A 20,613-nucleotide genomic window follows, 5' to 3' on the forward strand; every position below is an offset into this window, starting at 1 on the left:
GCTGAACCGCCGTCGGCGTGGTCACGCTCAGCTCGCCAGCCTGACGAGCTCCAACACCGGCGCCTTGCGGACGTCCTCGCTGCTGCGATAAAGGCTGTAGAGCGCCGCGACCAGCTTGGCCTTCTTCGCCGGCGTCAACGCGGCGCCGATCTCGTCGAGTCCGGCTTCGACGGACTCGAGCAGGGTTTCCAACAACATCACGTCGACCGGACCCCGGACCCTCGCGTCCGTCCCGTCCTCGGCGTGCCCCTGTCCGGTCGCCAGCCAGAGCAGGGACACACCCGCCACGCGGGCGATATCGACCAGCTTGTCCGCCCCCGGAACGCTCGCGCCCGCGAGGTACTTGCGGAAGATGCTCTCGGAGGATGACGGACACGCACTCGACCCCCGACGGGGAGCTCCCCCGGACAAACCCTGCGCCGGACCTCGACTACGAGGTCGATACCCTGAATCTGATGTGGCTGCTCGGGGCACGCGAGCTGGCGCGCTCGGACGCGGAAAAGGCCGTCTTGGTCTATGGTCTCGACCGGGACACGCTGGACATCCTGCGCCATGCCTCGCTCGCGATGCTGCGCGAGCTGGCCGCTTCGGGCGTGCTGTTGTTTCGACCGCGCTTTCGTTTGCGCTGGCTGCAGGAACGTCTTCGGACGACCGGACCGTCCGCACTCGGGTTGGGGGCTGCAGGTGATTCTGCTCGCCGCCGAGGAGGTCGCCCAACCGTGAGACTTCAGCATCACGCCAAGACGCAGCTGGCGATCGCCTTGATCCGGCGCGGCATGCGCACCTCGCTTGTGGGGCGGATCAGCGGTCTGCGCCAGGCCGTACTGCGCGACCTGCACCACGAGACCCACGGCTGCAAGCCCTTGCCCGGTCAGTTGTCGAGCACCGGCAGTCTGCTCGGCACGGTGCGTCGGCAGGCCAACGCGTCGGTGTTCGCGGGCCTGTACCGCGCCTTCGGCGGCACGGCGGTTGAGCGGAGTATCGACATCGAAGCACTGCTCACGGGGCATCGCCTCTATCTGGAGCAGATGGCGCGGCTGGCGGCATCCGGCACGCTCGGCGCCCCTCTCGACACCAATCATGGCTGGGTGATTGCCCGCGACCTGACCACGGGGCTCGTGCTCTTTCGCACCTGCGAGCGTTGCGCGATCCCCTACGTTGCAGGGGCGTTCTCGCGCCGGGCCGTGGATTGCCCGATCTGTGCGTTGAAGGTGTCTCGAACAGCCCGCGAGGGCAAGGATGACGCATCGCCGGAGGGTCTCGCTTCCTCGAGTGCCGAGCAGGGCACTCCGAATCCGGACGCGAGTCAAGCAAGCGAATGAAGCGCCTCTACCACCGCCCGGAAGCCGCCGAGTACCTCGGGATGTCGGCCTCTTCTTTCGACGCCGTCGCCGCGCCGTTCCTGCCGCACATCCTGATCGGGCGCACGGGCAAACGATTCGAGACACCTGCGAGGTGCAAATTGGCACAAAAACAGGCACAGCAAACTAGACCAAAACGAAGGGACTTGTAACGCGTTGATTTGGCGCGCCCGACAGGATTCGAACCTGTGACCCCAGCCTTCGGAGGGCTGTACTCTATCCATCTGAGCTACGGGCGCTTTGGGGATTCTCGCTGTCCGGAATGTTGCGATTCGAGATGGAATCTGAAGTCCGGTTCAGCGAAGACCCTGAAGGATACTGCGATCTGCCACGGTCGTCCATGCCGATCTTACGCTCGGATTGTGCCGGGTCCGGCCGTTGGTCGAACCGTCCGAGTTTAGGCGAATTCCGGAAACCGTTATGCCAAGGGCGTTGTGCCGAGCCGTTCGAGGCACAACCAACCGTCAGCGCAAGTTGTGCTTCCTGTCGTCAGCACAACCTACGGGTATGGAAGTTTGCGGACATCGCCTTAAACCGCGCCCAGCGCGGTATGCGATGTTTTTGGATGGGATCGGCCCCGGCAGATTTGACGACCGCTGGAGCCGGCGCGGTTTAAGAGATTAAAAAATATATGATTCTAAACCGCGTCCCCGCTAAGGGCCGTGGATGCACCAAACGTCGAGCTCACTCGTAAAGTGAGCATCTCGCTCTGGACGCGGTTTAGTCGATGTCGAGCATGCCCTTGAGCGCATGCAGATGGCTCAGGCCGCGGGCCTTGCGGTTCTCGGGGGTCTCGTCGCGTGCGTTGTCCCAGCGCAGCTGATCCTTCGGCAGCTCGGCGAGAAAGCGGCTGGGCTCGCTGGTTACCCACTCGCCGTAGCGTTTGCGCCGGCGGGTGAGGGTGAAGGTGAGTGTGCGCTGGGCGCGGGTGATGCCGACATAGGCGAGACGGCGTTCTTCCTCGATGGTCTCTTCCTCGATGCTGGTGCGGTGGGGTAGCAGCTCCTCTTCCATGCCGACGAGGAAGACGTGCGGGAACTCCAGTCCCTTGGCGGCGTGCAGGGTCATGAGACTGATCCGGTCGCCGCCTTCGTCCTCGTCCTGGCGCTCCATGACGTCCATCAGGGTGAGATGGCTCGCCATCTCGGCGAGCGTCTTCTCCTGCAGCTCGCCCTTCTTGAGTGCGCCGAGCCAGTCGAGCAGATCGGTGACGTTGGCGTAACGGCGGTCGGCGACGGCTTGGCTGGAGGCGTTCTCGCGCAACCAGGCGGCGTAGTCGATCGCCTCGACCAGTGTGCGCATGGTCCCGACGGGGTCGGCCTCGCCGCGACGGGCGTACTCGGAGATCAGCGCGGTGAAGGCGTGGAGGCGCTCGCGTTGGCGCTCGCTCAGGTGCTCGCCGAGACCCAGCTCGCTGCAGGCATCCAGCAGATGGATGCCGCGCTCGCGGGCATAGTTCGCGAGCTTCTCCAGGGTCGTCGGGCCGATCTCGCGCCGCGGGGTGTTGACGATGCGCAGGAAGGCGGCATCGTCCTGCGGATTGGCGATCAGGCGCAGGTAGGCCATGAGGTCCTTCACCTCGGCGCGGGCGAAGAAGGAGGTCCCGCCGCTCAGGACATAGGGCACGTTGTGCTCGCGCAGCGCCTTCTCGAAAGGGCGTGCCTGATGGTTGCCGCGATAGAGGATGGCGATGTCGCCGAAGTCGGCCCCTTCGGCGAACTTCAGATGCAGGATCTCGGAGACCACCTGCTCGGCCTCGTGACCCTCGTCCTTGCAGTGCAGGACACGCGGCGGCTCGCCGGCGCCGTGCTCGCTCCAGAGGCGTTTCTCGAAGACATGCGGGTTGTTCGCGATGAGTGTGTTGGCGAGCCCAAGAATGGTGGCGCTGGAGCGGTAGTTCTGCTCCAGCATGATGACCTTCAGCTGCGGGTAGTCGGTCTGCAGGCGGGCCAGATTTTCGGGCCGCGCGCCGCGCCAGGCGTAGATGGATTGGTCGTCGTCGCCGACCACCGTGAAGGCCGCGCGCGGTCCGACCAGCCGGCGGACCAGGTCGTATTGCGCCCCGTTGGTGTCCTGGTATTCGTCGACCAAGAGGTAGCGGATCCGCCCTTGCCAGGTCTCGCGCAGCTCCGGATGCTCGGCGAGCATCCGTGCCGGGCCAAGAATGAGGTCGTCGAAATCGACCGTGTTGTAGGCACGCAGACTGCGCTCGTAGTCGGCATAGAACGCGGCGAGTCTGGCCTCGAAGTCGTCTTCAGCTCGGCTGGCGGCCAGCGCGGGGTCGACCAAGTCGTTCTTCCAGCGCGAGATGCGGTGTTGGATGGCCGCCGGGCTGAAGGCGTCGCCGCCCCTGGTGTGGCGCAGATGCTCCTTGATCAGCGCCTCGGCGTCCTGGGCGTCGAGCAACGAGAACCGGGGGCGCAGCCCGGCGGGTTCCGGGTGTCGACGCAGCATGTCGAGGCCCAGCCGATGGAAGGTGGAGATGGTCAGGCCGCGCGTCTCGGTGCCCTTGATTCGGCTGGCGACGCGCTCGCGCATCTCGCGTGCGGCCTTATTGGTGAAAGTGAGGGCGCAGATGTGGCGAGGCGAGATCCCGCCTTGACCGATGAGGTGGGCGATCTTGCGGGTAATCACACGGGTCTTGCCGGATCCGGCGCCGGCCAAGACCAGGAGCGGCCCGGCGGTGTAGTGCACCGCCTCGAGTTGTCGGGGGTTGAGTCCGGTCATGCAGGAACCTGTGCGGTCGAGACGATCACGTTCTCGCGTACGGCGAGTCTGCGGCTGGCTGGGGTCGACAAAGATAACCTATCGGCCTTGGTCGAGCGCGTGCTGTCCTGCGTGTACTCCGTGTCTCCGTGTCTCCGTGTCTCCGTGAGAGATTTCAGAAACTGGTGTTGCTAAGCAAGTGCGTGTCCGGATGAGGCAATCCGGGTGCGTTCGTACTACCATGCAGGTCTTTCAATCGACGGTGAGATGGTGGCCCCGTGACGAGAACGATCCTGCTGACGATCCCGCTGCTGCTCTGCCTCGGGACGGCGTACGCGCAAGAGGAACAACCGTCGGCTGTCGGCGGTGGCTTTTTGGAGGCGCCGACGGTGATCCCGTCTCCGATCACCGGCGAGCCGGTGGAGCCCGAGATCACCATTATCGAATCCGGCGACGATGTGATCTACGAATACCGGATCCGCGGGGTGCTCTACATGGTCAGGATCCAACCCCAGTTCGGTCCGCCCTACTTCCTCTTCGACAGCAACGGCGACGGCATCCTGGACATGCAGGAGACTGCGGCGAACAACGTCTCGATCCCGCAGTGGGTCCTGTTCGAGTGGAATTGATGTCTGATCGCGGCGCGTCCGGGATGATGCGTCGGTCTCCAGTCTGCGGGCATGCGGGCATGCGGGTTGCCGGCGCCGTTCAGGCCGATCCGATGTATCGCCCGAGTCGCCTGTTCCTCGGTGAGCCCGAGGCTTGGAGCCCCGTATGAAGAACGATCCTCGGCCGGAAGGTCGGGTGCGCTTGCTTGGTGTCGCTGATCGGATCGATGCCGTCGTCCGACAGGTCGGCGAGTGGGCGACCTGGCTTTCGCTTGCCATGGTGTTGGTCACCTTCGCCGTGGTGGTGCTGCGCTACGCGTTCGACATCGGCTCGATTGCGCTGCAGGAGTCGGTGACCTACATGCATTCCGTTCTCTTCATGCTCGGTATCGCCTATACGCTGGGGCGCAACGGACATGTGCGGGTGGATATCCTCTACGAGCGTCTCTCGCGTCGCGGCCGTGCTCGGGTGGATCTGATCGGTACGCTCCTGCTATTGATACCCGTTTGCGTGCTGATCATTTGGCTCGGTTGGGCCTACGTCGCGGAATCCTGGCGTGTGCAGGAGGCCTCGCGCGAGACCGGCGGCCTCCCGGCCGTCTATCTGCTGAAGAGCCTGATCCTGATCATGCCGATCCTGCTGTTGGCGCAGGGCCTGTCCAACGCTCTGCGCTATCTGCTGTTTTTGACGGGGATGGAGGAGGCACTGCCGCCGTCGGATGGAGGCGCCGGTCATGCATGAGTTGATGCCGGTTCTGCTGTTTGTCGGTGTCGTCATCACCCTGCTGGCCGGATACCCGGTCGCCCTCTCGTTGGGCGGTACGGCGCTCGCGTTTGCACTGATCGGCGAGGCCTTCGGTCTGTTCGAGCCGGCGTTTCTCGAGGCGTTGCCCAATCGCCTCTACGGCGTCATGACCAACGAGACGCTGATCGCGGTCCCGCTCTTCGTCTTCATGGGCGTGATGCTCGAGCGCTCGCGGGTCGCCGAGAGCCTGCTCGACACCATGGCGATGCTGTTCGGACCCCTGCGCGGCGGGCTCGGGATCTCGGTGACCCTGGTCGGCATGCTGCTGGCAGCGAGTACCGGCATCGTCGGGGCGACGGTCGTGACCATGGGGCTCTTGTCCTTGCCGATCATGATGCGCCGCGGTTATTCGCCGAGCCTGGCAGCCGGGACCATCTGTGCGTCGGGGACCCTGGGTCAGATCATCCCGCCCTCGATCGTGCTGGTGCTGCTCGGGGATGTGCTCTCCTCGGCCTATCAGCAGGCGCAACTGGAGATGGGTGTCTGGTCGCCCGAGACCGTGTCGGTCGGCGATCTCTTCGTCGGCGCCTTGGTGCCCGGGCTGATACTGGTCGGCCTCTATATTCTCTATATCGTGGGTGTCGCGGTGTTTCGACCCGAGGCGGTGCCGGCGATGCCGCGCGAGGATCGACCGATCGACGGTGCCGCGCTGGCTTGGCGGGTCGTCTCGGTGCTGATCCCGCCCCTCTTTCTGGTGGTGGCGGTGTTGGGGTCGATACTGGGCGGGTTTGCGACACCGACGGAGGCGGCATCGGTCGGTGCGGTCGGTGCGCTGATCCTGGCCGCGGCGCGGGGTCGGCTGACGATCTCGACCCTGCGCGAGGTGGTGCGTCAGACCACCATGGTGACCAGTATGGTGTTCCTGATCTTCATCGGTGCCGCGATCTTCTCGTTGGTCTTCCGCGGTTTCGGCGGCGACGACCTGGTCACGGAATTTCTCACCGCCTTGCCCGGCGGAGTCGTCGGTGCAGTGGCGCTCGTGATGCTGGTGATGTTCCTGCTGGGGTTCATCCTGGACTTCATCGAGATCACCTTCGTGGTGGTCCCGATCGTGGGTCCTGTGTTGCTCGCGATGGGGCTGGATCCGGTCTGGCTCGGCGTGATGATGGCCATCAATCTCCAGACATCCTTCCTCACGCCGCCGTTTGGCTTCTCGCTCTTCTACCTGCGCGGGGTGGCTCCGCCCGAGATCACGACGGTCCACATCTACAAGGGTGTGGCGCCTTTTATCCTGATTCAGTTGCTCGTCCTTGGCCTTCTTGCGATCTGGCCCGCGCTGGCGACCTGGTTGCCCGGGTTGGTTTACGCGTCTTGAGCCGTCTTGACACGCTTGATCGGCAGCGTGTTGTCTGGTCAGCGTGTGCTTGATTGCCGACCGGTCGCGTCGGTGGCCTGCGGTGGCGGCGGCTGTCGGGTCACGTCCCGTGTCAGGCCGCGATAAAGGGCGGGCTGAGGATCCCGGAACATGACGCCGATGCCGGACCCGCGATGGTGGACCACGATGGCCGGGATCAGCCAATCCTTGCCCAGACATTCGAGCTCGAGCTCGACCAGGATTCCGGTCGGGAGGGTGAGGTTGCGGACTTCGAGGAACATGCCCTGATCGGACAGGTTGCAGGCGCGGGCGCAGATGAAGCTGCGTTTGCGATAACGGATCGAGACATGAAGGTCGATCGGGTGTCGGGCGCAGTAGCGGCGTTCGATATTCATTGAATTGTCTCTCCCCTAATCTTCGGTTTCGCGCGATAGTAGAAGCTCGACTTGACAAATCGGTTGAAATTGCGTGACGAAACGATGAACCTTGCCGAGGTTGGAACCGTCTTCGTCAGCCGTCGCGATGTTGCCAATAGCCCCAATCGTAGGTGCGATATTTCACGGGCATGAGATTCGTATAAAGCAGGATGCAGCGCGTGATCGAATGCAGGGTCTTGCGCAATCGGCTGCTCTCGATGCGCCGATGATCCGTCGCGTAAACCACCAGATCCTTCCGAAACGACACCGGAAAACCCGCCCGCCGAAGACGCCAGACGACCTCCGAGTCCTCGTTGCAGGTCAGTCTCAGGTCAAAACCGCCCACGCATGCGAGGGCATCCCGCCGTATCAATAGATTGGAGCCCGATGCGGCCGGGATTCCGCAGGCGTGGCTGATCGCTTGGGCGCGAGCGATGCGGTTGTAATAGGCGCGGAATCCGTCTCGGGAGAGCTTCGGTCCGTAATACACCGCACTCTCGGAAAGGGCCGCGAGTCTCTCGAAGTAACCCGGCGGAAACAGGATGTCGGCATCGCTGAACAGGAGCCAGTCGGTCCGTGCGAGATCGGCGCCCCGTTGTCTCGCATGCGTGACGGAACCGGGTTCGCGCAGGACGAGGGTGCGCTCGGGTCGCAGGCCCTCGATCAGGTCCGGCGTCTCGTCCCGGCTCGCATCCACCACGATGAGCTGAATCTCCGCGGGAACGGACGCCAGAAACTGCCGGATATTGTGGGCCTCGTCGCGCGTGGGAAGGATTAGTGTGATATCGCCCGGCAGCATTCCCGTTCATCCCTTCTCGCTCGGCAAAATAACCGTCGACCGAGTTTAAGGCGGAGTCATGTCAACGTGATGACACGATCGGTCGGGATCGGGGACCGGCTCGAGAGCGAGCCTAATGGTCTCAGAATGGTATGGGTCCGGGAATCCGGACAAAGAACCCCCGGAGTCCTGGGTTGAGGACTCCGGGGTAATCGCTTCCCCGGCTTGGGGATGCCGGGATTTGGGGTCGCCTTCAGGGGGATAGGCAACCCCGATGCGCTCGATAAATAAGACTGGATACGCCCGAGTAAGTTCCTCGGATGTTTAACCCGCAACGCGACTTTTTCACCTTTTAAACCGCGCCAGTTCCAACGGTCGTCAAGTCTGCCGGGGCCGATCCCATCCCAAAACATTGCATAGCGCACTTGGCGCGGTTTAATGGGCCTCGTCCCAGTTCTCTCCCACACCGATATCGACAATCAAGGGAACCGCCAGGTCGGCGGCGGATTCCATCATCGAGCGAATGCGGGTGCCGGCCGTCTCGACCGCATCGGCGGCGATCTCGAACACCAGCTCGTCGTGCACCTGCATGATCATCCGAACCGGCGGCCGCTCGGATTGGATCCAATCATCCGTCGCGATCATGGCGCGTTTGATGATGTCCGCCGCCGTCCCCTGCATGGGTGCGTTGATGGCGGTCCGCTCGGCGGCGGCACGGCGACTCTGATTGCTGTGCCCGATCTCGGACAGATAAAGCCGTCGGCCGAACAGGGTCTCGACATAGCGTTCCTCGCGCGCCTTTGCTCGGGTGCGCTCCATGAAGTCCTTGACCCCGGGATAGCGCTGAAAATAACGATCAACGTAGTCCTGTGCGGCACCTCGCTCGATGCCGAGCTGCTTGGCGAGCCCGAAGGCGGACATGCCGTAGATGAGTCCGAAGTTGATTGCCTTGGCCGAGCGGCGCTGCTCGCCGGTGACCGCCTCGGGCTCGAGGCCGAGGATCTCGGCGGCGGTCGCGCGATGGATGTCGAGCCCGCTCGCGAATGCCGCGAGCAGACGCTCGTCTCCCGAGAGATGCGCCATGATCCGCAGCTCGATCTGCGAGTAGTCGGCGGCGAGCAGACGGTTCCCCGGCTCGGCGACGAAGGCGCGGCGGATCCGGCGACCCTCGTCGGTGCGGATCGGGATGTTCTGCAGGTTCGGATCGCTGGAGGAGAGGCGGCCGGTCGCGGCCACCGCCTGGTGATAAGAGGTATGCACCCGTCCGGTGTCCGGGTTGACCATCTGGCGGAGTTTGTCGGTGTAGGTGGATTTAAGCTTCGACATGCTCCGGTGTTGAAGGATCAGATCCGGCAGCGCATGGCCGTCGGCGGCGAGCTGCTCGAGGACCGACTCCGAGGTCGAGGGCGCGCCGGTGGGTGTCTTGGCGACCACCGGCAGTCCCAATTCCTCGAAAAAGATCGCCCCGATCTGCTTGGGCGATCCCATGTTGAAGCGACGCCCGGCGGTCTCGTAGGCCCGGATCTCAATCTCCTGGATGTGCTTGGCAAGCTCTCCGCTCTGCACGGCGAGCAGGTCGGGATCGATCCGCACACCGTGGCGCTCCATGCGCGAGAGGATGGGGATCAGCGGAACCTCGATCTCCCGGTAGAGCGCGGCCATGCTCGGGATGGCTTCCAACCGGGGCCAGAGTACGCGATGCAGGCGCAGGGTCACGTCCGCGTCTTCGGCGGCATAGTGCCCGGCCTGCTCGAGCGGAATCTGATCGAAGGTGAGCTGTTTGGCGCCTTTGCCGGCGATGTGCTCGAAGTGGACCGTGTCGTGGTCCAGATATTTCTTGGCCAGCGAGTCCATGTCGTGACGGGTCGCCGTGCTGTCGAGGACGTAGCTCTCGAGCATGGTGTCGTGGGCGATGCCGCGTAGCTCGACGGCATAGCGGGCCAGGACGCTCATGTCGTACTTGAGGTTCTGGCCGACCTTGCGACGGTCGGGATCCTCCAGCAGGGGTTTGAGCAGTTCAAGCACCTCCAGGCGATCCAGTTGATCCGGCGCGCCCGGGTAGACATGGGCGACCGGGACATAGGCGGCCGCGCCCGGCTCGACCGACACCGAGAGGCCCACCAGCTCCGCGCGCATGTAGTCGAGGTCGGTCGTTTCGGTATCGAAGGCGAAGAGGTCCACGGATTCGATCCGAGCCATCCATGCGTCGAAGGCGTCTCGGGTGAGGACGACCTCGTAGTTTTGGCTCGGCTTCAACGCCGTCGATGGATCCGGGACATCCGCCTCTGCGCCGCCGGTGTCCGCGTCCTTCAGGGTGGCGAGCAGTCGGCGCGACTCGAAGCGCTCGTACCAACCGCGCAGGGTCTCGCGATCCGGCGGGGCAAGGCGCAGATCCGTGGGCTCCAGGTCCAGCGCGACGTCCCGTTTGATGGTGGTGAGCTCGCGTGACAGAGGCAATTGGTCCAGCACCGCGCGCAGATTCTCCCCGACCTTGCCCGTGATCTTGTCCGCGTTCGCGATGACCCCGTCCAGATCCCCGAAGTCCGCAATCCATTTGGCCGCCGTCTTCTTTCCGCATTTGGATACACCCGGAATGTTGTCGACGCTGTCGCCCATCAGGGCCAGATAGTCGACGATGCGCTCGGGCGGCACGCCGAACTTCTCTGCGACACCCGCCGGATCCAGCACCGTGTCCGTCATGGTGTTCACCAGCGTGACATGCTCGCCCACGAGCTGCGCCATGTCCTTGTCCCCGGTCGAGACCAGCGTCGGGATGCCCTGAGCCGCGGCGCGGGTCGCGAGCGTGCCGATGACGTCGTCGGCCTCCACGTCCGGGATCAACAGCAGCGGCAACCCCATCGCCCGGATCACCTCCTGCAGAGGCAGGATTTGCTCGCGCAGCTCGGCGGGCATGGCCGGCCGATTGGCCTTGTATTCCGGATAGATGTCGTCGCGAAACGTCTTGCCGGGCGCGTCGAAGACCACGCCGATGTAGTCGGGCCGATGCTCGTCGATGAGCTTGCGCAGCATGCTGATGACACCCATCAGCGCCCCTGTGGCCTCGCCCTTTGAGTTGGTCAGTTTGGGCAAGGCGTGATAGGCGCGAAACAGGTAGCCGGAGGCGTCGACCAGGATCAAAGGGTAGCGTGTTGCCATGGAGGTCTCGTCGGGGAGGTCGCGTCGGGGAGTCGGGGCGATGAGACGAACGTTAGCACAGGCGCGCCCTTGCGGCCCTGGATCGCGGACCGAACATCGCCAGGACATCCGCCGACGCGGGTCTTCTCGGGTTCAACCGCGTTCCTCGCGCCGGCGAGCGCGATGGGCTGGTCATGCAGGGTCACTCCCGGCGTATGCCTAGGGACAGGCCGCTGATGGCGGCGGCCTGATCGGGCGGGACGTGGGCCTCGAGATGAAGGATGGCCCCCGGCTCGAGCGCTTGCGGGCGTGAGGTCCCGCTCGTCGGATCGGCATCGGTTTGGACGCCTGAGTCGGTCGATGGCGGTGCCGCACGAACAAGTTCCCAGATCTGACAGTGCGCATCCGAATCCGCGGAGCGCCCCAAACACGAGAGCCAACGATGCGCATGCTTGCGATCCTTTCCCTTGCCCTGCTGTTCGCCCCGTCGGCCACGCTTGCCGCCGATCCCGGCGCCCTGATTCGCGACGGCGAGGCCAAGCTTCAGGCCGGGGATCTTCCGGCCGCCGTCGCCGTCCTGCAGGAGGCGGTCGCACTGGATCAGACCTCGGCGCTGGCGCGCCTGCGACTCGGCGGTGCGCTGCTGATGCAGCAGGACTATCCGGGCGCGATCGAGCAGTTTCGCGAGACCCTGAGGCCGGACCCGGACAATGCCAACGCCTTCGTCGGCATGTCGGTTGCGTATCTGCATCGCGGACGCTACGGAGTGGCCCGCGCGGCGTTGGACGAGGCGATCCGCATCGACCCGACAAAGCGCGAAGAGGCCGAGCCATTGACCGCCTATATCGACCGTGCGATGGCCCGCGCCGATGCGCCCCCGGCGAGATGCCGTCAGCACATCCGGAGTAACCACTCGCCACTCGCCACTCTACCCGTTAAAGCGGTTCCGGATCGACCTCGTCCATGGCGTTCCCGATCGGTCCGATCACATGTCCGGGGAGCCACCGCAAGAGGACCGCTTCGAGCTCGGCAACTTGGGCGGGCTTGGAGATGAAGTCGTCCATCCCGGCTGCCGTGCAGTCCTCGCGATCGCGCTCGGAAACGGCGGCGGTCATGGCGACGACGGGGATGCGCTCGCCATTGCCCCGCGACCGCTCGGCGGCGCGGATGGCGCGCGTCGCCTCATGCCCGCTCAGCGTGGGCATCTGGACATCCATCAGGATCAGATCGTACCGGTTGTCTTCCGTGAAGGCATCGACCGCGGCTTGACCATCGGCCGCTATCCGGGGCTCGATACCGAAGCGACGCAGCATCATGGTGACGACTTTCTGGTTCACTGCGTTGTCCTCCGCAACCAGAACCCGGGCATCGAAACGCCGCATCGCCCGCTGGGGCGCGGTCGGTGCGATGCCGGCACTCTGTCTGGACATCCCCAAGACCTTGGCGGCGGCATCGTGCAGCAGGATCTCCCGGACAGGTTTGAGCAAGGTGACCTCGATGCCGACGCGCCTTGCCTCGGGTCCCGGATAGCCGAGCGAGCTGAGCATGATCAGCCGAGTCGCGCTCAGCGCCGCGTCGCCCTTGATCCGATGTGCAAGCTCGATCCCGTCCATGCCGGGCATCTGCATGTCGAGGATCGCCAAGTCGAACGGCCGATCCTTCTCGAGCCCCTGCTGCAACGCCTGCAAGGCTTGCGGTCCGTCTTCCGCGCTGTGGGTTCGGGCGCCCCACCGTGAGAGGTGGTTCTCCAGGATCAGACGGTTGGTCGCGTTGTCGTCGACGATCAGCGTGCGGACGCCGCACAGATCGCTCTCCTCGCAAAGGGGTTTTTCGGCAGCGGCCTGCATGCTCAGCGTGAACCAGAAGGTCGAGCCGACACCGGACCGACTGTCGACGCCGATCTCCCCGCCCATCAGACCGACGAGCCGTTTGGAGATCACCAGACCCAGGCCGGTCCCGCCGAAGCGGCGTGTCGTGGAGGCGTCCGCTTGGGCAAAGGGCCGAAACAGGGACGCGAGGGCTTGCGGATCGATCCCGATCCCGGTATCAGAGACCTCGAATCGAATCATCCAGCCGTCTTCGGTCTGACGATCCAGGCCGACGCGGACCACGACCTCTCCGCACTCGGTGAACTTCACCGCGTTCCCCATCAGATTCATCAAAATCTGTCTGATGCGGTAGGGATCGCCAAGCAGCATGCGGGGCACGTCCGGGTTCACGAAGCTCGCAACCTCGAGCGCGCGCTCGCGCGCGCCGGAGGCGACCAGCGCCGTGACCTCTTCGACGGTGTTGCGCAGATCCAGCTCGATCGCCTGAAGGTCGAGCTTGCCGGCCTCGATCTTGGAAAAGTCCAGGATGTCGTTGATGACCGTGAGCAGTATGCCGCCCGACTTCTCGGCGGTGGTGATGAAATCCTGCTGCTGGCGGGTGAGTTGACTGTCGCGCAGCAGCTCCAGCATACCCAGCACGCCGTTCATCGGGGTGCGGATCTCGTGGCTCATCATCGCGAGGAACTCGCTCTTCGCCCGGTCCGCCGACATCGCCTCGTCGCGCGCGCTTGCAAGCGCCTCCATTTGCCGACGGGTTTCGGTGAGATCGCGCACGATGGCGGTGTAAACGCTGCCGGCGCCGACATCCACACGACTCATCGCGAGGTAGAGCGGGAAGCGTGTCGCGTCCTTGCGCAACCCCTCGAGCTCGCGAATCTCGGTCGGCGCATCCGCGTCGCCGAGGGTCCAGGCTCCGCGCATTCGTGCTTCATACTCCCCGCGATAGGGCTCGGGAAAGAGGATCGACATTGGCGTGCCGCGAATCTCCTCAGTGCCGTAGCCGAACATCCGCTCCGCGGCGAGGTTCATGGCGACCAGCCGGCCCGCCGCATCGATGTGGATGGCCCCGTCGGCCATGTTGTCGATGATCGCTCGATTGCGCTCGCGACTTTCGGTCAGGAATGCAAGCTCGCGACCGGTCGCGCGGTTCACGACGGCGGACCAGAGGATGAAGGCCGCAGCGCAGATTGCGACCGCGCCGAGCACCGGCATCGTCTGCTCATGCAGACCGGCGCGCACCCATTCCGACCAGCGTGTCGGGTCCGATCCGAGCGCAGCTGCCGGTGTTCTCGGATTCGTCAGCAGGGCACCGACGCTCGCCAAGGTTGCGCTGCCGATGAGTCCGAGGCCCCAGGCAAGGGACCGAACAAAAGGGCGCCTTCGCCGAGTGCCGGAACCGCGATTGCCTCGCAGATGATTGAGCTGAGACATCATTCTCGACAGGGGCCGTTGATAAGGAAAATGCCGGTTCGCGGTTTCGGTGGGTCAGGGATAAACCCCTGACATCGAGCTCCGGCCGATGAGCTATTCCTTGCTCGTTTTGGCCCGAGCGGACCCCGAGCCACAGGCTGCGTCCAAGCCTCACCCATGCGCCGCCGTGCGGATGTTATCACCATCGGATCGGGCTGCACCGAGGAGCTGCCCTCGGCGGGCGTCGGCGGGCCGGGATCGACGCTCAAACTCGACGCCCGGAGTCGATGCCGGAGTCGATGCCCAAACTCGAAGCACGGTTGACAGCGGGAGCGCCGCTCGACCAGAGTGCCGTTATTCGATTCTGAAACGGCAGGGTCTCCGTATGCAGCACCTTTGCGACATTGCCGATCTGTTCCTGAGCAGGGCACCGGCCTGTGATTACTGGACATTACGTCTGGTCGAGGAAGAGCACGATCATCTGGAAGTCCGCCAGGGCGTGGTCGAGCCGAGTCGGTTGACATATACCTCTGGCGCGATGGTGACCCTCGTCAAAGACGGCGGCATCGGTTACGGCGCGACCAGTGATCTCGGCGCTGCCGGGCTAAGTGCCGCGGCCGAGCGGGCGGCCGGCTGGGCGCAGGTCCATGCCCGGCTCGGCCTCTTCGAGGCCGGCATCTATCCGCGCAGCAGCACCCGTGCGGACTATCGCACGCCGATCGAGGAGCCTTGGTCGACGCTGCCGATCGGGGAGAAACTCGACATCCTGCAGGCCGCCAACAACGCCTTGGCGATCGACGATCGGATCGTCGACTGGTCCGCCTGGCTGGCGCGCCGCCGCGTGTCGCAGCTCCTGATCACGAGCGACGGCGGGCGTGTCTCGCAGATCCTGGATTATGTGCATCCGGGCCTGGTCGCGGTCGCGAACGAAGGGAGCCAAACGCAGCGCAGGCGTGGCGGCGGCTCGGACGGTTCTCAGCAGGGTGGTCTGGAGCGGATCGTTGCCGTGCGTCTGCTCGAGGAGGCCCCGCGGGTGGCGGAGGAGGCGCTCGCCCTCCTGGACGCCCCGGAATGTCCGGCGGACACGCGTGACCTTGTTCTGCTGCCGAGCCAGATGGTGCTGCAGATCCACGAGAGCATCGGCCATCCGTTGGAGCTCGACCGCATCTTGGGCGACGAGCGCAACTATGCCGGCACCAGCTTCGTCACGCCCGGCATGTTCGGACGCTACCGCTACGGCTCGGAGCTGCTGAACGTGACCTTCGATCCAACCGTGCCGATGGAGCTGGTCTCGGGTGTCGCCGACGACGAGGGCGCGCCCGCCGCGCGTGAGTACCTGATCCGACGCGGCATCCTGGAGCGTCCGCTCGGCGGAGCCTTGTCCCAAGCGCGCGCGGGCTTGCCCGGTACGGCGAACACGCGCGCGAGCAGTTGGGATCGCCCGCCGATCGACCGCATGGGCAACATCAACCTGGAACCGGTGGAGGGCGGTCTCGCCGATCTGATCGCGCAGGTGGAGCTGGGTGTGCTGATGGACACCAACCGCTCTTGGTCGATCGACGACAGCCGCAACAAGTTCCAGTTTGGCTGCGAGCTGGGTCGGCTGATCGAAAACGGCGAGCTCAAAGGGCTGGTGCGCAACCCCGGCTATCGCGGCATCTCGGCGAGCTTCTGGCGCAGCCTCGACGGCGTCGGCGGCCCGGAGACCTTGGAGATCCGCGGGGTGTGCAACTGCGGCAAGGGCGAGCCGAATCAATCGGTCTACGTCGGTCACGCGACGCCGCCCTGTCTGTTTCGGGACGTCGCAGTCTTCGGAGGTGGCGAATGAACGCCGATGCCTTTTTCGCCTTGGCCGATCATCTGAATGCCGAGCTGCACGGCGACGAGATCCTCTTTTCGAATCTTTCGAACGAGTCGTCCGACTTCGTGCGACTCAATCGCAACCGGGTGCGCCAGGCCGGGCATGTCGGCTCGACCGCCCTGGACTTGACCCTGAGCGAGGGCTCCCGACAGGTCGAGGGCGGCTGCGATCTGGCCGGCGATCCGACCGAGGATCAGGCCCGCGCGCGGCGTCTGCTCGCCCGACTGCGCGAGCGTTTGGCGCACGTCCCGGACGATCCCTATCTCAGCTATTCAGCCGAGCCGTCCGAGAGCGACCATTGCGGCGACGCACGACTTCCGGTCGCGGCCGAGGCGATCGGCGAGCTGATCGCGTCCGCCGACGAGATGGACCTGGTCGGGATCTGGGCAAGCGGCGAGATCGCCGAGGGGCTCGCAAGCTCGATCGGGCATCGCCACTGGCACGCGAGTACCAGCTTCAACCTCGATTGGAGCTGCTATCTGGAGGCGGACAAGGCGGTCAAATCCGCCTACAGCGGGTTCGACTGGGATCCGGCGATCCTGCGCGTCAAGCTCGCGACGATGCGCGAGGGGCTGCACATCATGTTCCGCCCCGCACGCATCCTGGAGCCGGGGCGCTACCGGGCCTATCTGGCGCCGAGCGCCGTCGGCGAGCTGATGGGGATGCTCGCCTGGGGCGGATTCGATCTGAAGAGCCACCGCACCCATCAGACCCCGCTGCTGAAGATGGCACGCGGCGAGCGCAGTTTCGACCCGCGCATCGGGATCCGCGAAGAGCACGACCGCGGTCTCGCACCCCGCTTCACGCCCGAGGGCTTTCCCACCCCGTCGCGGGTCGCCCTAGTGGAAGGCGGCCGTTTTGCCGAATGCCTCGTCGATGCACGCTCGGGCAAGGAATACGGCAAGCCGGTCAACGCCGCAAGCGATGCCCCCGGCTCGCTCGGCCTGGATCCCGGGACGCTGGACGCCGCCGATGTCCCGGGTCAACTCGACACTGGACTCTGGATCGGCAACCTCTGGTACTGCAACTGGTCCGATCCCAACGACTGTCGCGTCACCGGTATGACCCGCTTCGGCACCTACTGGGTCGAGGCCGGCGAGATCGTCGCCCCGGTCAAGGTCATGCGCTTCGACGACAGCCTCTACCATCTGCTCGGCGACCGCCTGGAGGGCCTGACGCGCGAGCGCGAGCTGCTCCTCTCCGCAGAGACCTACGAGGGGCGCTCGACCGACAGCGCCCTCTTGCCCGGTGTGCTCGTGTCCGGGATCGATTTGACGCTGTGAGACGGCGACACCCGAGGTCCGCAACCGTCGGCAGAGCGCCGTCTCGAGAACGCCTTTACATCGGAGTCTGACGATGGGCTACGCCGACCTGATCGAGAAAATCAAGTTATTGCCTCGCGACAAGCAAACCGAGGTGTTCGCGTTTGTCGATGCGCTGATGACTCAGCTCGCATCCAAGCGGAATTCGGACATGGGTGATTGGTCGGAGACAGATTTTAAGGAGATGTCGATTGCCGAGCTGTCCGGTGCGCCCGGACAGCTCGGTCTGTTCGACCTCGATCGCCAGATCCTTCAGGACAACCGGGCGACTTCAGTCGCCCGAGCGCGCCAACGCGGCGGACTGAAGTCCGCCTCCCCGGGGTGCCGACTGAAGTCGGCGTACCCGGGGGTGCGGCCGGAGTCTCGCGTCAGGTCGGGGAACCCAAGAGGCCTGGACGAAAGGATGACCAAGGCCCCCGGTTGATATCCCGCCCGATCAGGCGCTCGTCGATGCCTTCGCCGCGCTCCCGCCCGATCGCCGTGCGTTCGATTGGCCCGCCGCCTTTCCGGCCGTCTTTGCGCAGGGCGGCTTCGATGTCGTCATCGGCAACCCGCCCTATGTGCGCCAGGAGGCGCTGGGTCCGCTCAAGCCCTATCTCGCCCGGCGTTATGCCAGCTATCACGGGGTTGCAGATCTCTATGTCTATTTCTACGAGCGCGGTCTGGAGCTGCTCGCGCCGCGCGGCACCCTCAGCTACATTATCACCAACAAATGGTTGCGCGCCGGTTACGGCGAGCCGCTGCGCCGTCTGTTCATCCGGTGCCCTGGAGCCGTTACGACGCCGGCCCCTGGAGCCTGGAATCGCCCGAGGTCGAGACGCTGATGGGACGGCTGCGCGAGCGCGGCGTGCCGCTGGCCGAGTTTGTTAACTCGTGACACCGCTCTGCGGTGTCACGCCTCGACTGGCGCTCCGCGCCACGTGCTCCGCAGATCAGCCGTATGTTGCCTCGCAAAGAGCCCCAGCCGGCGCGGTTCCAGTGTTCTAATAGCGACCGGACCACCCGGCTCCCGTCGACCAGATGACTTAGGTCATGGTCGCTGGCGCGTCTCGCCGAGGTGACCAACACTTGGCAGCCCCCAAACTAGCGCCGTCCCCACCGACTCAGGCATGATTGCAGGCCGCCCGGGGTGTGCTGCGTCTTGCTCGCGACCGGCCCGTGGCGCGTTTAACCGGCCGAGCCGGTTTTCACCGAGGCTTGGTGTCGCAGCCGCAACGCAAGGGCGACTCCGATCCAGGATCCCCATCACTGATTTGAACCGCCTGCCGGTCGATCGGCCTGCTGGAGCGGTTTTGGAGGTATTCACCATGGTCGCAGGCCTCGACGAGAAGCTGGAGCCGATCTTTCAGGATGTCTTGCGCCGCAATCCGGGCGAGACCGAGTTTCACCAAGCGGTGCGCGAGGTGCTCGAGACCCTCGGCCCGGTGCTGGTCAAGTATCCCGAGCTGGCGGAGCAGAAGATCATCCAGCGCATCTGCGAGCCGGAGCGTCAGATTATCTTCCGCGTGCCCTGGCAGGACGACCGCGGCCAGATCCAGATCAATCGCGCCTTTCGGGTCGAGTTCAACAGTGCGCTCGGTCCCTACAAGGGCGGCATGCGCTTCCACCCCTCGGTCTATCTGGGGATCATCAAGTTCCTCGGCTTCGAGCAGATCTTCAAGAACGCGCTCACCGGGCTGCCGATCGGCGGCGGCAAGGGCGGCAGCGACTTCGACCCCAAGGGCAAGTCCGACGCCGAGATCATGCGTTTCTGCCAGAGCCTCATGACCGAGCTGTACCGCCACATCGGCGAGCACACCGACGTGCCTGCGGGGGATATCGGTGTCGGCGGGCGCGAGATCGGCTATCTCTTCGGCCAGTACAAACGCATCACCAATCGCTATGAGTCCGGCGTTTTGACCGGCAAGGGCCTGAATTGGGGCGGCAGCCGTGCACGCACGGAGGCGACGGGCTACGGCGCCATCTTCTTCCTCGAGGAGATGCTCAAGGTCCGCGGCGACTCGATCGAGGGCAAGACCTGCGTGGTCTCGGGCTCGGGCAACGTCGCCATCTACGCCATCGAGAAGGCGCAGGCGCTCGGCGCAAAGGTCATTGCCTGCTCGGACTCCAATGGCGTCGTGGTCGACCAGGACGGGATCGATCTGGCCCTGCTCAAGCAGATCAAGGAGGTCGAGCGTCGGCGTCTCAGCGCCTACGTTCAGGAGAAGACCGCCGCGACTTATCTCGAGGACGGTTGCATCTGGAACGTCCCCTGCCAGGTGGCGCTGCCCTGCGCAACGCAGAACGAGCTGACCGCGAAGGATGCCCAGATGTTGGTCAAGAATGGGTGTATCGCGCTCGCCGAAGGTGCCAACATGCCGACCACGCCCGAAGGGATCCACGTCCTCATGGACGCCGGCGTTGCATTCGGACCCGGCAAGGCCGCCAACGCCGGCGGCGTGGCCACCAGCGCCTTGGAGATGCAGCAGAACGCCAGCCGCGACTCCTGGAGCTTCGAGTACACCGAGCAGCGTCTCAAAGAAATCATGGTGAACATCCACCGCAACTGCTACGAGACCAGCGAGGAGTTCGACTCGAAGGGCAACTATGTGGTCGGCGCGAACATCGCCGGCTTCCTGAAGGTCGGCCACGCGATGGCGGCGCTGGGATTGGTCTAATCAGATGAAACCGCGCCCAGCGCGGTACGCGATGTTTTTGGATGGGATCGGCCCCGGCAGACTTGACGACCGCTGGAGTCGGCGCGGTTTAAGATATTTAAACCGTGTCTTCGCTAAGGGTTGTGGATGCCACCAAACGTCGAGCTCACTCGACAATGACGCATGTCGCTCTGGTCTCGGTTTAGATGGGTTCGGAGCCCTTTCTCTGGAGGCGTCCCCTCGCCACTGCTGCCTGGGGATCCCAAGCTTACAGCGCCCGGCCGGCACCGCCGGGTGGTTTGCGTATGGCGAACGCTGGCGGAGCAGGGGCCGGGGGCGAAACCAACGATGATGGCTCACTCGGGTAGGGGATTGCAGCGACAGCTCGATGCTCCTAACGTCACACCCTGTCGACACGACGCTGGAGCGTC

General features: G+C 64.8%; 17 protein-coding genes and 1 tRNA gene. 11 read left to right on the forward strand and 7 right to left on the reverse strand.

Translation table 11 applies throughout. From position 1 onward, the window contains the following. Positions 1-27: 27 nt before the first annotated feature. The gene (locus tag AADX97_RS14095) at positions 28-288 is read right to left on the reverse strand and encodes a hypothetical protein (protein WP_374234241.1); all 261 of its coding nucleotides are present in this window, start codon (positions 286-288) and stop codon (positions 28-30) included. Positions 289-365: 77 nt separating this feature from the next. Here AADX97_RS14095 and AADX97_RS14100 point away from each other — a divergent pair, with 77 nt between their 5' ends. Next, on the forward strand, positions 366-1,322 hold the full coding sequence (locus tag AADX97_RS14100) for a FlhC family transcriptional regulator (protein WP_374234242.1): 957 nt from the start codon (positions 366-368) through the stop codon (positions 1,320-1,322). Further along, positions 1,319-1,513, forward strand: coding sequence for a hypothetical protein (locus AADX97_RS14105; protein WP_374234243.1), 195 nt, complete (start codon positions 1,319-1,321; stop codon positions 1,511-1,513). Before AADX97_RS14100 ends, AADX97_RS14105 begins: the two co-directional genes overlap by 4 nt. Positions 1,514-1,523: 10 nt before the next feature. Here the strand turns inward: AADX97_RS14105 and AADX97_RS14110 are convergent. Further along, positions 1,524-1,600 (reverse strand) — tRNA-Arg (locus tag AADX97_RS14110). 481 nt (positions 1,601-2,081) lie between these two features. Further along, positions 2,082-4,088 carry a UvrD-helicase domain-containing protein gene (locus tag AADX97_RS14115; protein ID WP_374234244.1) on the reverse strand — a complete coding sequence of 669 codons (2,007 nt, stop codon included), beginning with the start codon at positions 4,086-4,088 and terminating at the stop codon, positions 2,082-2,084. A 257-nt stretch (positions 4,089-4,345) separates the two neighbouring features. On the opposite strand from AADX97_RS14115, the gene AADX97_RS14120 reads away from it, so the two are divergent. The 3 genes from AADX97_RS14120 to AADX97_RS14130 all read left to right on the forward strand — a co-directional run bounded on the left by AADX97_RS14120 (position 4,346) and on the right by AADX97_RS14130 (position 6,795). Continuing rightward, positions 4,346-4,696 carry a DUF2782 domain-containing protein gene (locus tag AADX97_RS14120; protein ID WP_374234245.1) on the forward strand — a complete coding sequence of 117 codons (351 nt, stop codon included), beginning with the start codon at positions 4,346-4,348 and terminating at the stop codon, positions 4,694-4,696. A gap of 145 nt (positions 4,697-4,841) precedes the next feature. Beyond that, positions 4,842-5,417, forward strand: a complete 576-nt coding sequence (locus tag AADX97_RS14125) for a TRAP transporter small permease subunit (RefSeq protein ID WP_374234248.1) — start codon at positions 4,842-4,844, stop codon at positions 5,415-5,417. Continuing rightward, positions 5,410-6,795, forward strand: a complete 1,386-nt coding sequence (locus tag AADX97_RS14130) for a TRAP transporter large permease subunit (protein WP_374234249.1) — start codon at positions 5,410-5,412, stop codon at positions 6,793-6,795. Before AADX97_RS14125 ends, AADX97_RS14130 begins: the two co-directional genes overlap by 8 nt. 38 nt (positions 6,796-6,833) lie before the next feature. On the opposite strand, the gene AADX97_RS14135 is transcribed toward AADX97_RS14130, so the two are convergent. The 3 genes from AADX97_RS14135 to polA all read right to left on the reverse strand — a co-directional run bounded on the left by AADX97_RS14135 (position 6,834) and on the right by polA (position 11,145). After that, positions 6,834-7,190: a PilZ domain-containing protein gene (locus AADX97_RS14135; protein ID WP_374234250.1), complete on the reverse strand. Its 357-nt coding sequence runs from the start codon at positions 7,188-7,190 to the stop codon at positions 6,834-6,836. 115 nt (positions 7,191-7,305) lie between these two features. Then, positions 7,306-8,010 (reverse strand): glycosyltransferase family 2 protein, encoded by a 705-nt coding sequence (locus AADX97_RS14140; protein WP_374234251.1) that lies wholly within the window; start codon positions 8,008-8,010, stop codon positions 7,306-7,308. A 414-nt stretch (positions 8,011-8,424) separates the two neighbouring features. Further along, entirely contained in the window at positions 8,425-11,145 is a 2,721-nt protein-coding gene (gene polA / locus AADX97_RS14145) for a DNA polymerase I (protein ID WP_374234252.1), read from the reverse strand. Between the two features lie 427 nt (positions 11,146-11,572). On the opposite strand from polA, the gene AADX97_RS14150 reads away from it, so the two are divergent. Beyond that, positions 11,573-12,178 carry a tetratricopeptide repeat protein gene (locus AADX97_RS14150; protein WP_374234281.1) on the forward strand — a complete coding sequence of 202 codons (606 nt, stop codon included), beginning with the start codon at positions 11,573-11,575 and terminating at the stop codon, positions 12,176-12,178. On the opposite strand, the gene AADX97_RS14155 is transcribed toward AADX97_RS14150, so the two are convergent. Next, positions 12,060-14,276 (reverse strand): response regulator, encoded by a 2,217-nt coding sequence (locus AADX97_RS14155; RefSeq protein ID WP_374234253.1) that lies wholly within the window; start codon positions 14,274-14,276, stop codon positions 12,060-12,062. The two genes, AADX97_RS14150 and AADX97_RS14155, sit on opposite strands and share 119 nt — an antisense overlap. A 472-nt stretch (positions 14,277-14,748) precedes the next feature. Here AADX97_RS14155 and AADX97_RS14160 point away from each other — a divergent pair, with 472 nt between their 5' ends. The 5 genes from AADX97_RS14160 to gdhA all read left to right on the forward strand — a co-directional run bounded on the left by AADX97_RS14160 (position 14,749) and on the right by gdhA (position 20,203). After that, positions 14,749-16,191 carry a TldD/PmbA family protein gene (locus AADX97_RS14160; protein WP_374234254.1) on the forward strand — a complete coding sequence of 481 codons (1,443 nt, stop codon included), beginning with the start codon at positions 14,749-14,751 and terminating at the stop codon, positions 16,189-16,191. Next, positions 16,188-17,507, forward strand: a complete 1,320-nt coding sequence (locus tag AADX97_RS14165) for a metallopeptidase TldD-related protein (protein WP_374234255.1) — start codon at positions 16,188-16,190, stop codon at positions 17,505-17,507. Before AADX97_RS14160 ends, AADX97_RS14165 begins: the two co-directional genes overlap by 4 nt. Before the next feature lie 73 nt (positions 17,508-17,580). Then, entirely contained in the window at positions 17,581-17,970 is a 390-nt protein-coding gene (locus AADX97_RS14170) for a hypothetical protein (protein WP_374234256.1), read from the forward strand. A gap of 1 nt (position 17,971) precedes the next feature. Next, positions 17,972-18,370 (forward strand): Eco57I restriction-modification methylase domain-containing protein, encoded by a 399-nt coding sequence (locus AADX97_RS14175; protein WP_374234282.1) that lies wholly within the window; start codon positions 17,972-17,974, stop codon positions 18,368-18,370. Between the two features lie 483 nt (positions 18,371-18,853). Beyond that, entirely contained in the window at positions 18,854-20,203 is a 1,350-nt protein-coding gene (gdhA, locus tag AADX97_RS14180) for an NADP-specific glutamate dehydrogenase (protein ID WP_374234257.1), read from the forward strand. The last annotated feature ends 410 nt before the right edge of the window (positions 20,204-20,613 follow it).

Source organism: Thiocapsa sp. C2-2m, from assembly GCF_041903745.1.
Taxonomy (GTDB): Bacteria; Pseudomonadota; Gammaproteobacteria; order Chromatiales; family Chromatiaceae; genus Thiocapsa; species Thiocapsa roseilacustris.

Coding starts and splice junctions, on each gene's coding strand:
- polA (WP_374234252.1), bottom strand. CDS start 11,145: ATGGCAACACGCTACCCTTTGATCCTGGTCGACGCCTCCGGCTACCTG.
- AADX97_RS14165 (WP_374234255.1), top strand. CDS start 16,188: ATGAACGCCGATGCCTTTTTCGCCTTGGCCGATCATCTGAATGCCGAG.
- AADX97_RS14125 (WP_374234248.1), top strand. CDS start 4,842: ATGAAGAACGATCCTCGGCCGGAAGGTCGGGTGCGCTTGCTTGGTGTC.
- AADX97_RS14130 (WP_374234249.1), top strand. CDS start 5,410: ATGCATGAGTTGATGCCGGTTCTGCTGTTTGTCGGTGTCGTCATCACC.
- AADX97_RS14115 (WP_374234244.1), bottom strand. CDS start 4,088: ATGACCGGACTCAACCCCCGACAACTCGAGGCGGTGCACTACACCGCC.
- AADX97_RS14100 (WP_374234242.1), top strand. CDS start 366: ATGACGGACACGCACTCGACCCCCGACGGGGAGCTCCCCCGGACAAAC.
- AADX97_RS14170 (WP_374234256.1), top strand. CDS start 17,581: ATGGGCTACGCCGACCTGATCGAGAAAATCAAGTTATTGCCTCGCGAC.
- AADX97_RS14150 (WP_374234281.1), top strand. CDS start 11,573: ATGCTTGCGATCCTTTCCCTTGCCCTGCTGTTCGCCCCGTCGGCCACG.
- AADX97_RS14140 (WP_374234251.1), bottom strand. CDS start 8,010: ATGCTGCCGGGCGATATCACACTAATCCTTCCCACGCGCGACGAGGCC.
- AADX97_RS14160 (WP_374234254.1), top strand. CDS start 14,749: ATGCAGCACCTTTGCGACATTGCCGATCTGTTCCTGAGCAGGGCACCG.
- gdhA (WP_374234257.1), top strand. CDS start 18,854: ATGGTCGCAGGCCTCGACGAGAAGCTGGAGCCGATCTTTCAGGATGTC.
- AADX97_RS14135 (WP_374234250.1), bottom strand. CDS start 7,190: ATGAATATCGAACGCCGCTACTGCGCCCGACACCCGATCGACCTTCAT.
- AADX97_RS14105 (WP_374234243.1), top strand. CDS start 1,319: ATGAAGCGCCTCTACCACCGCCCGGAAGCCGCCGAGTACCTCGGGATG.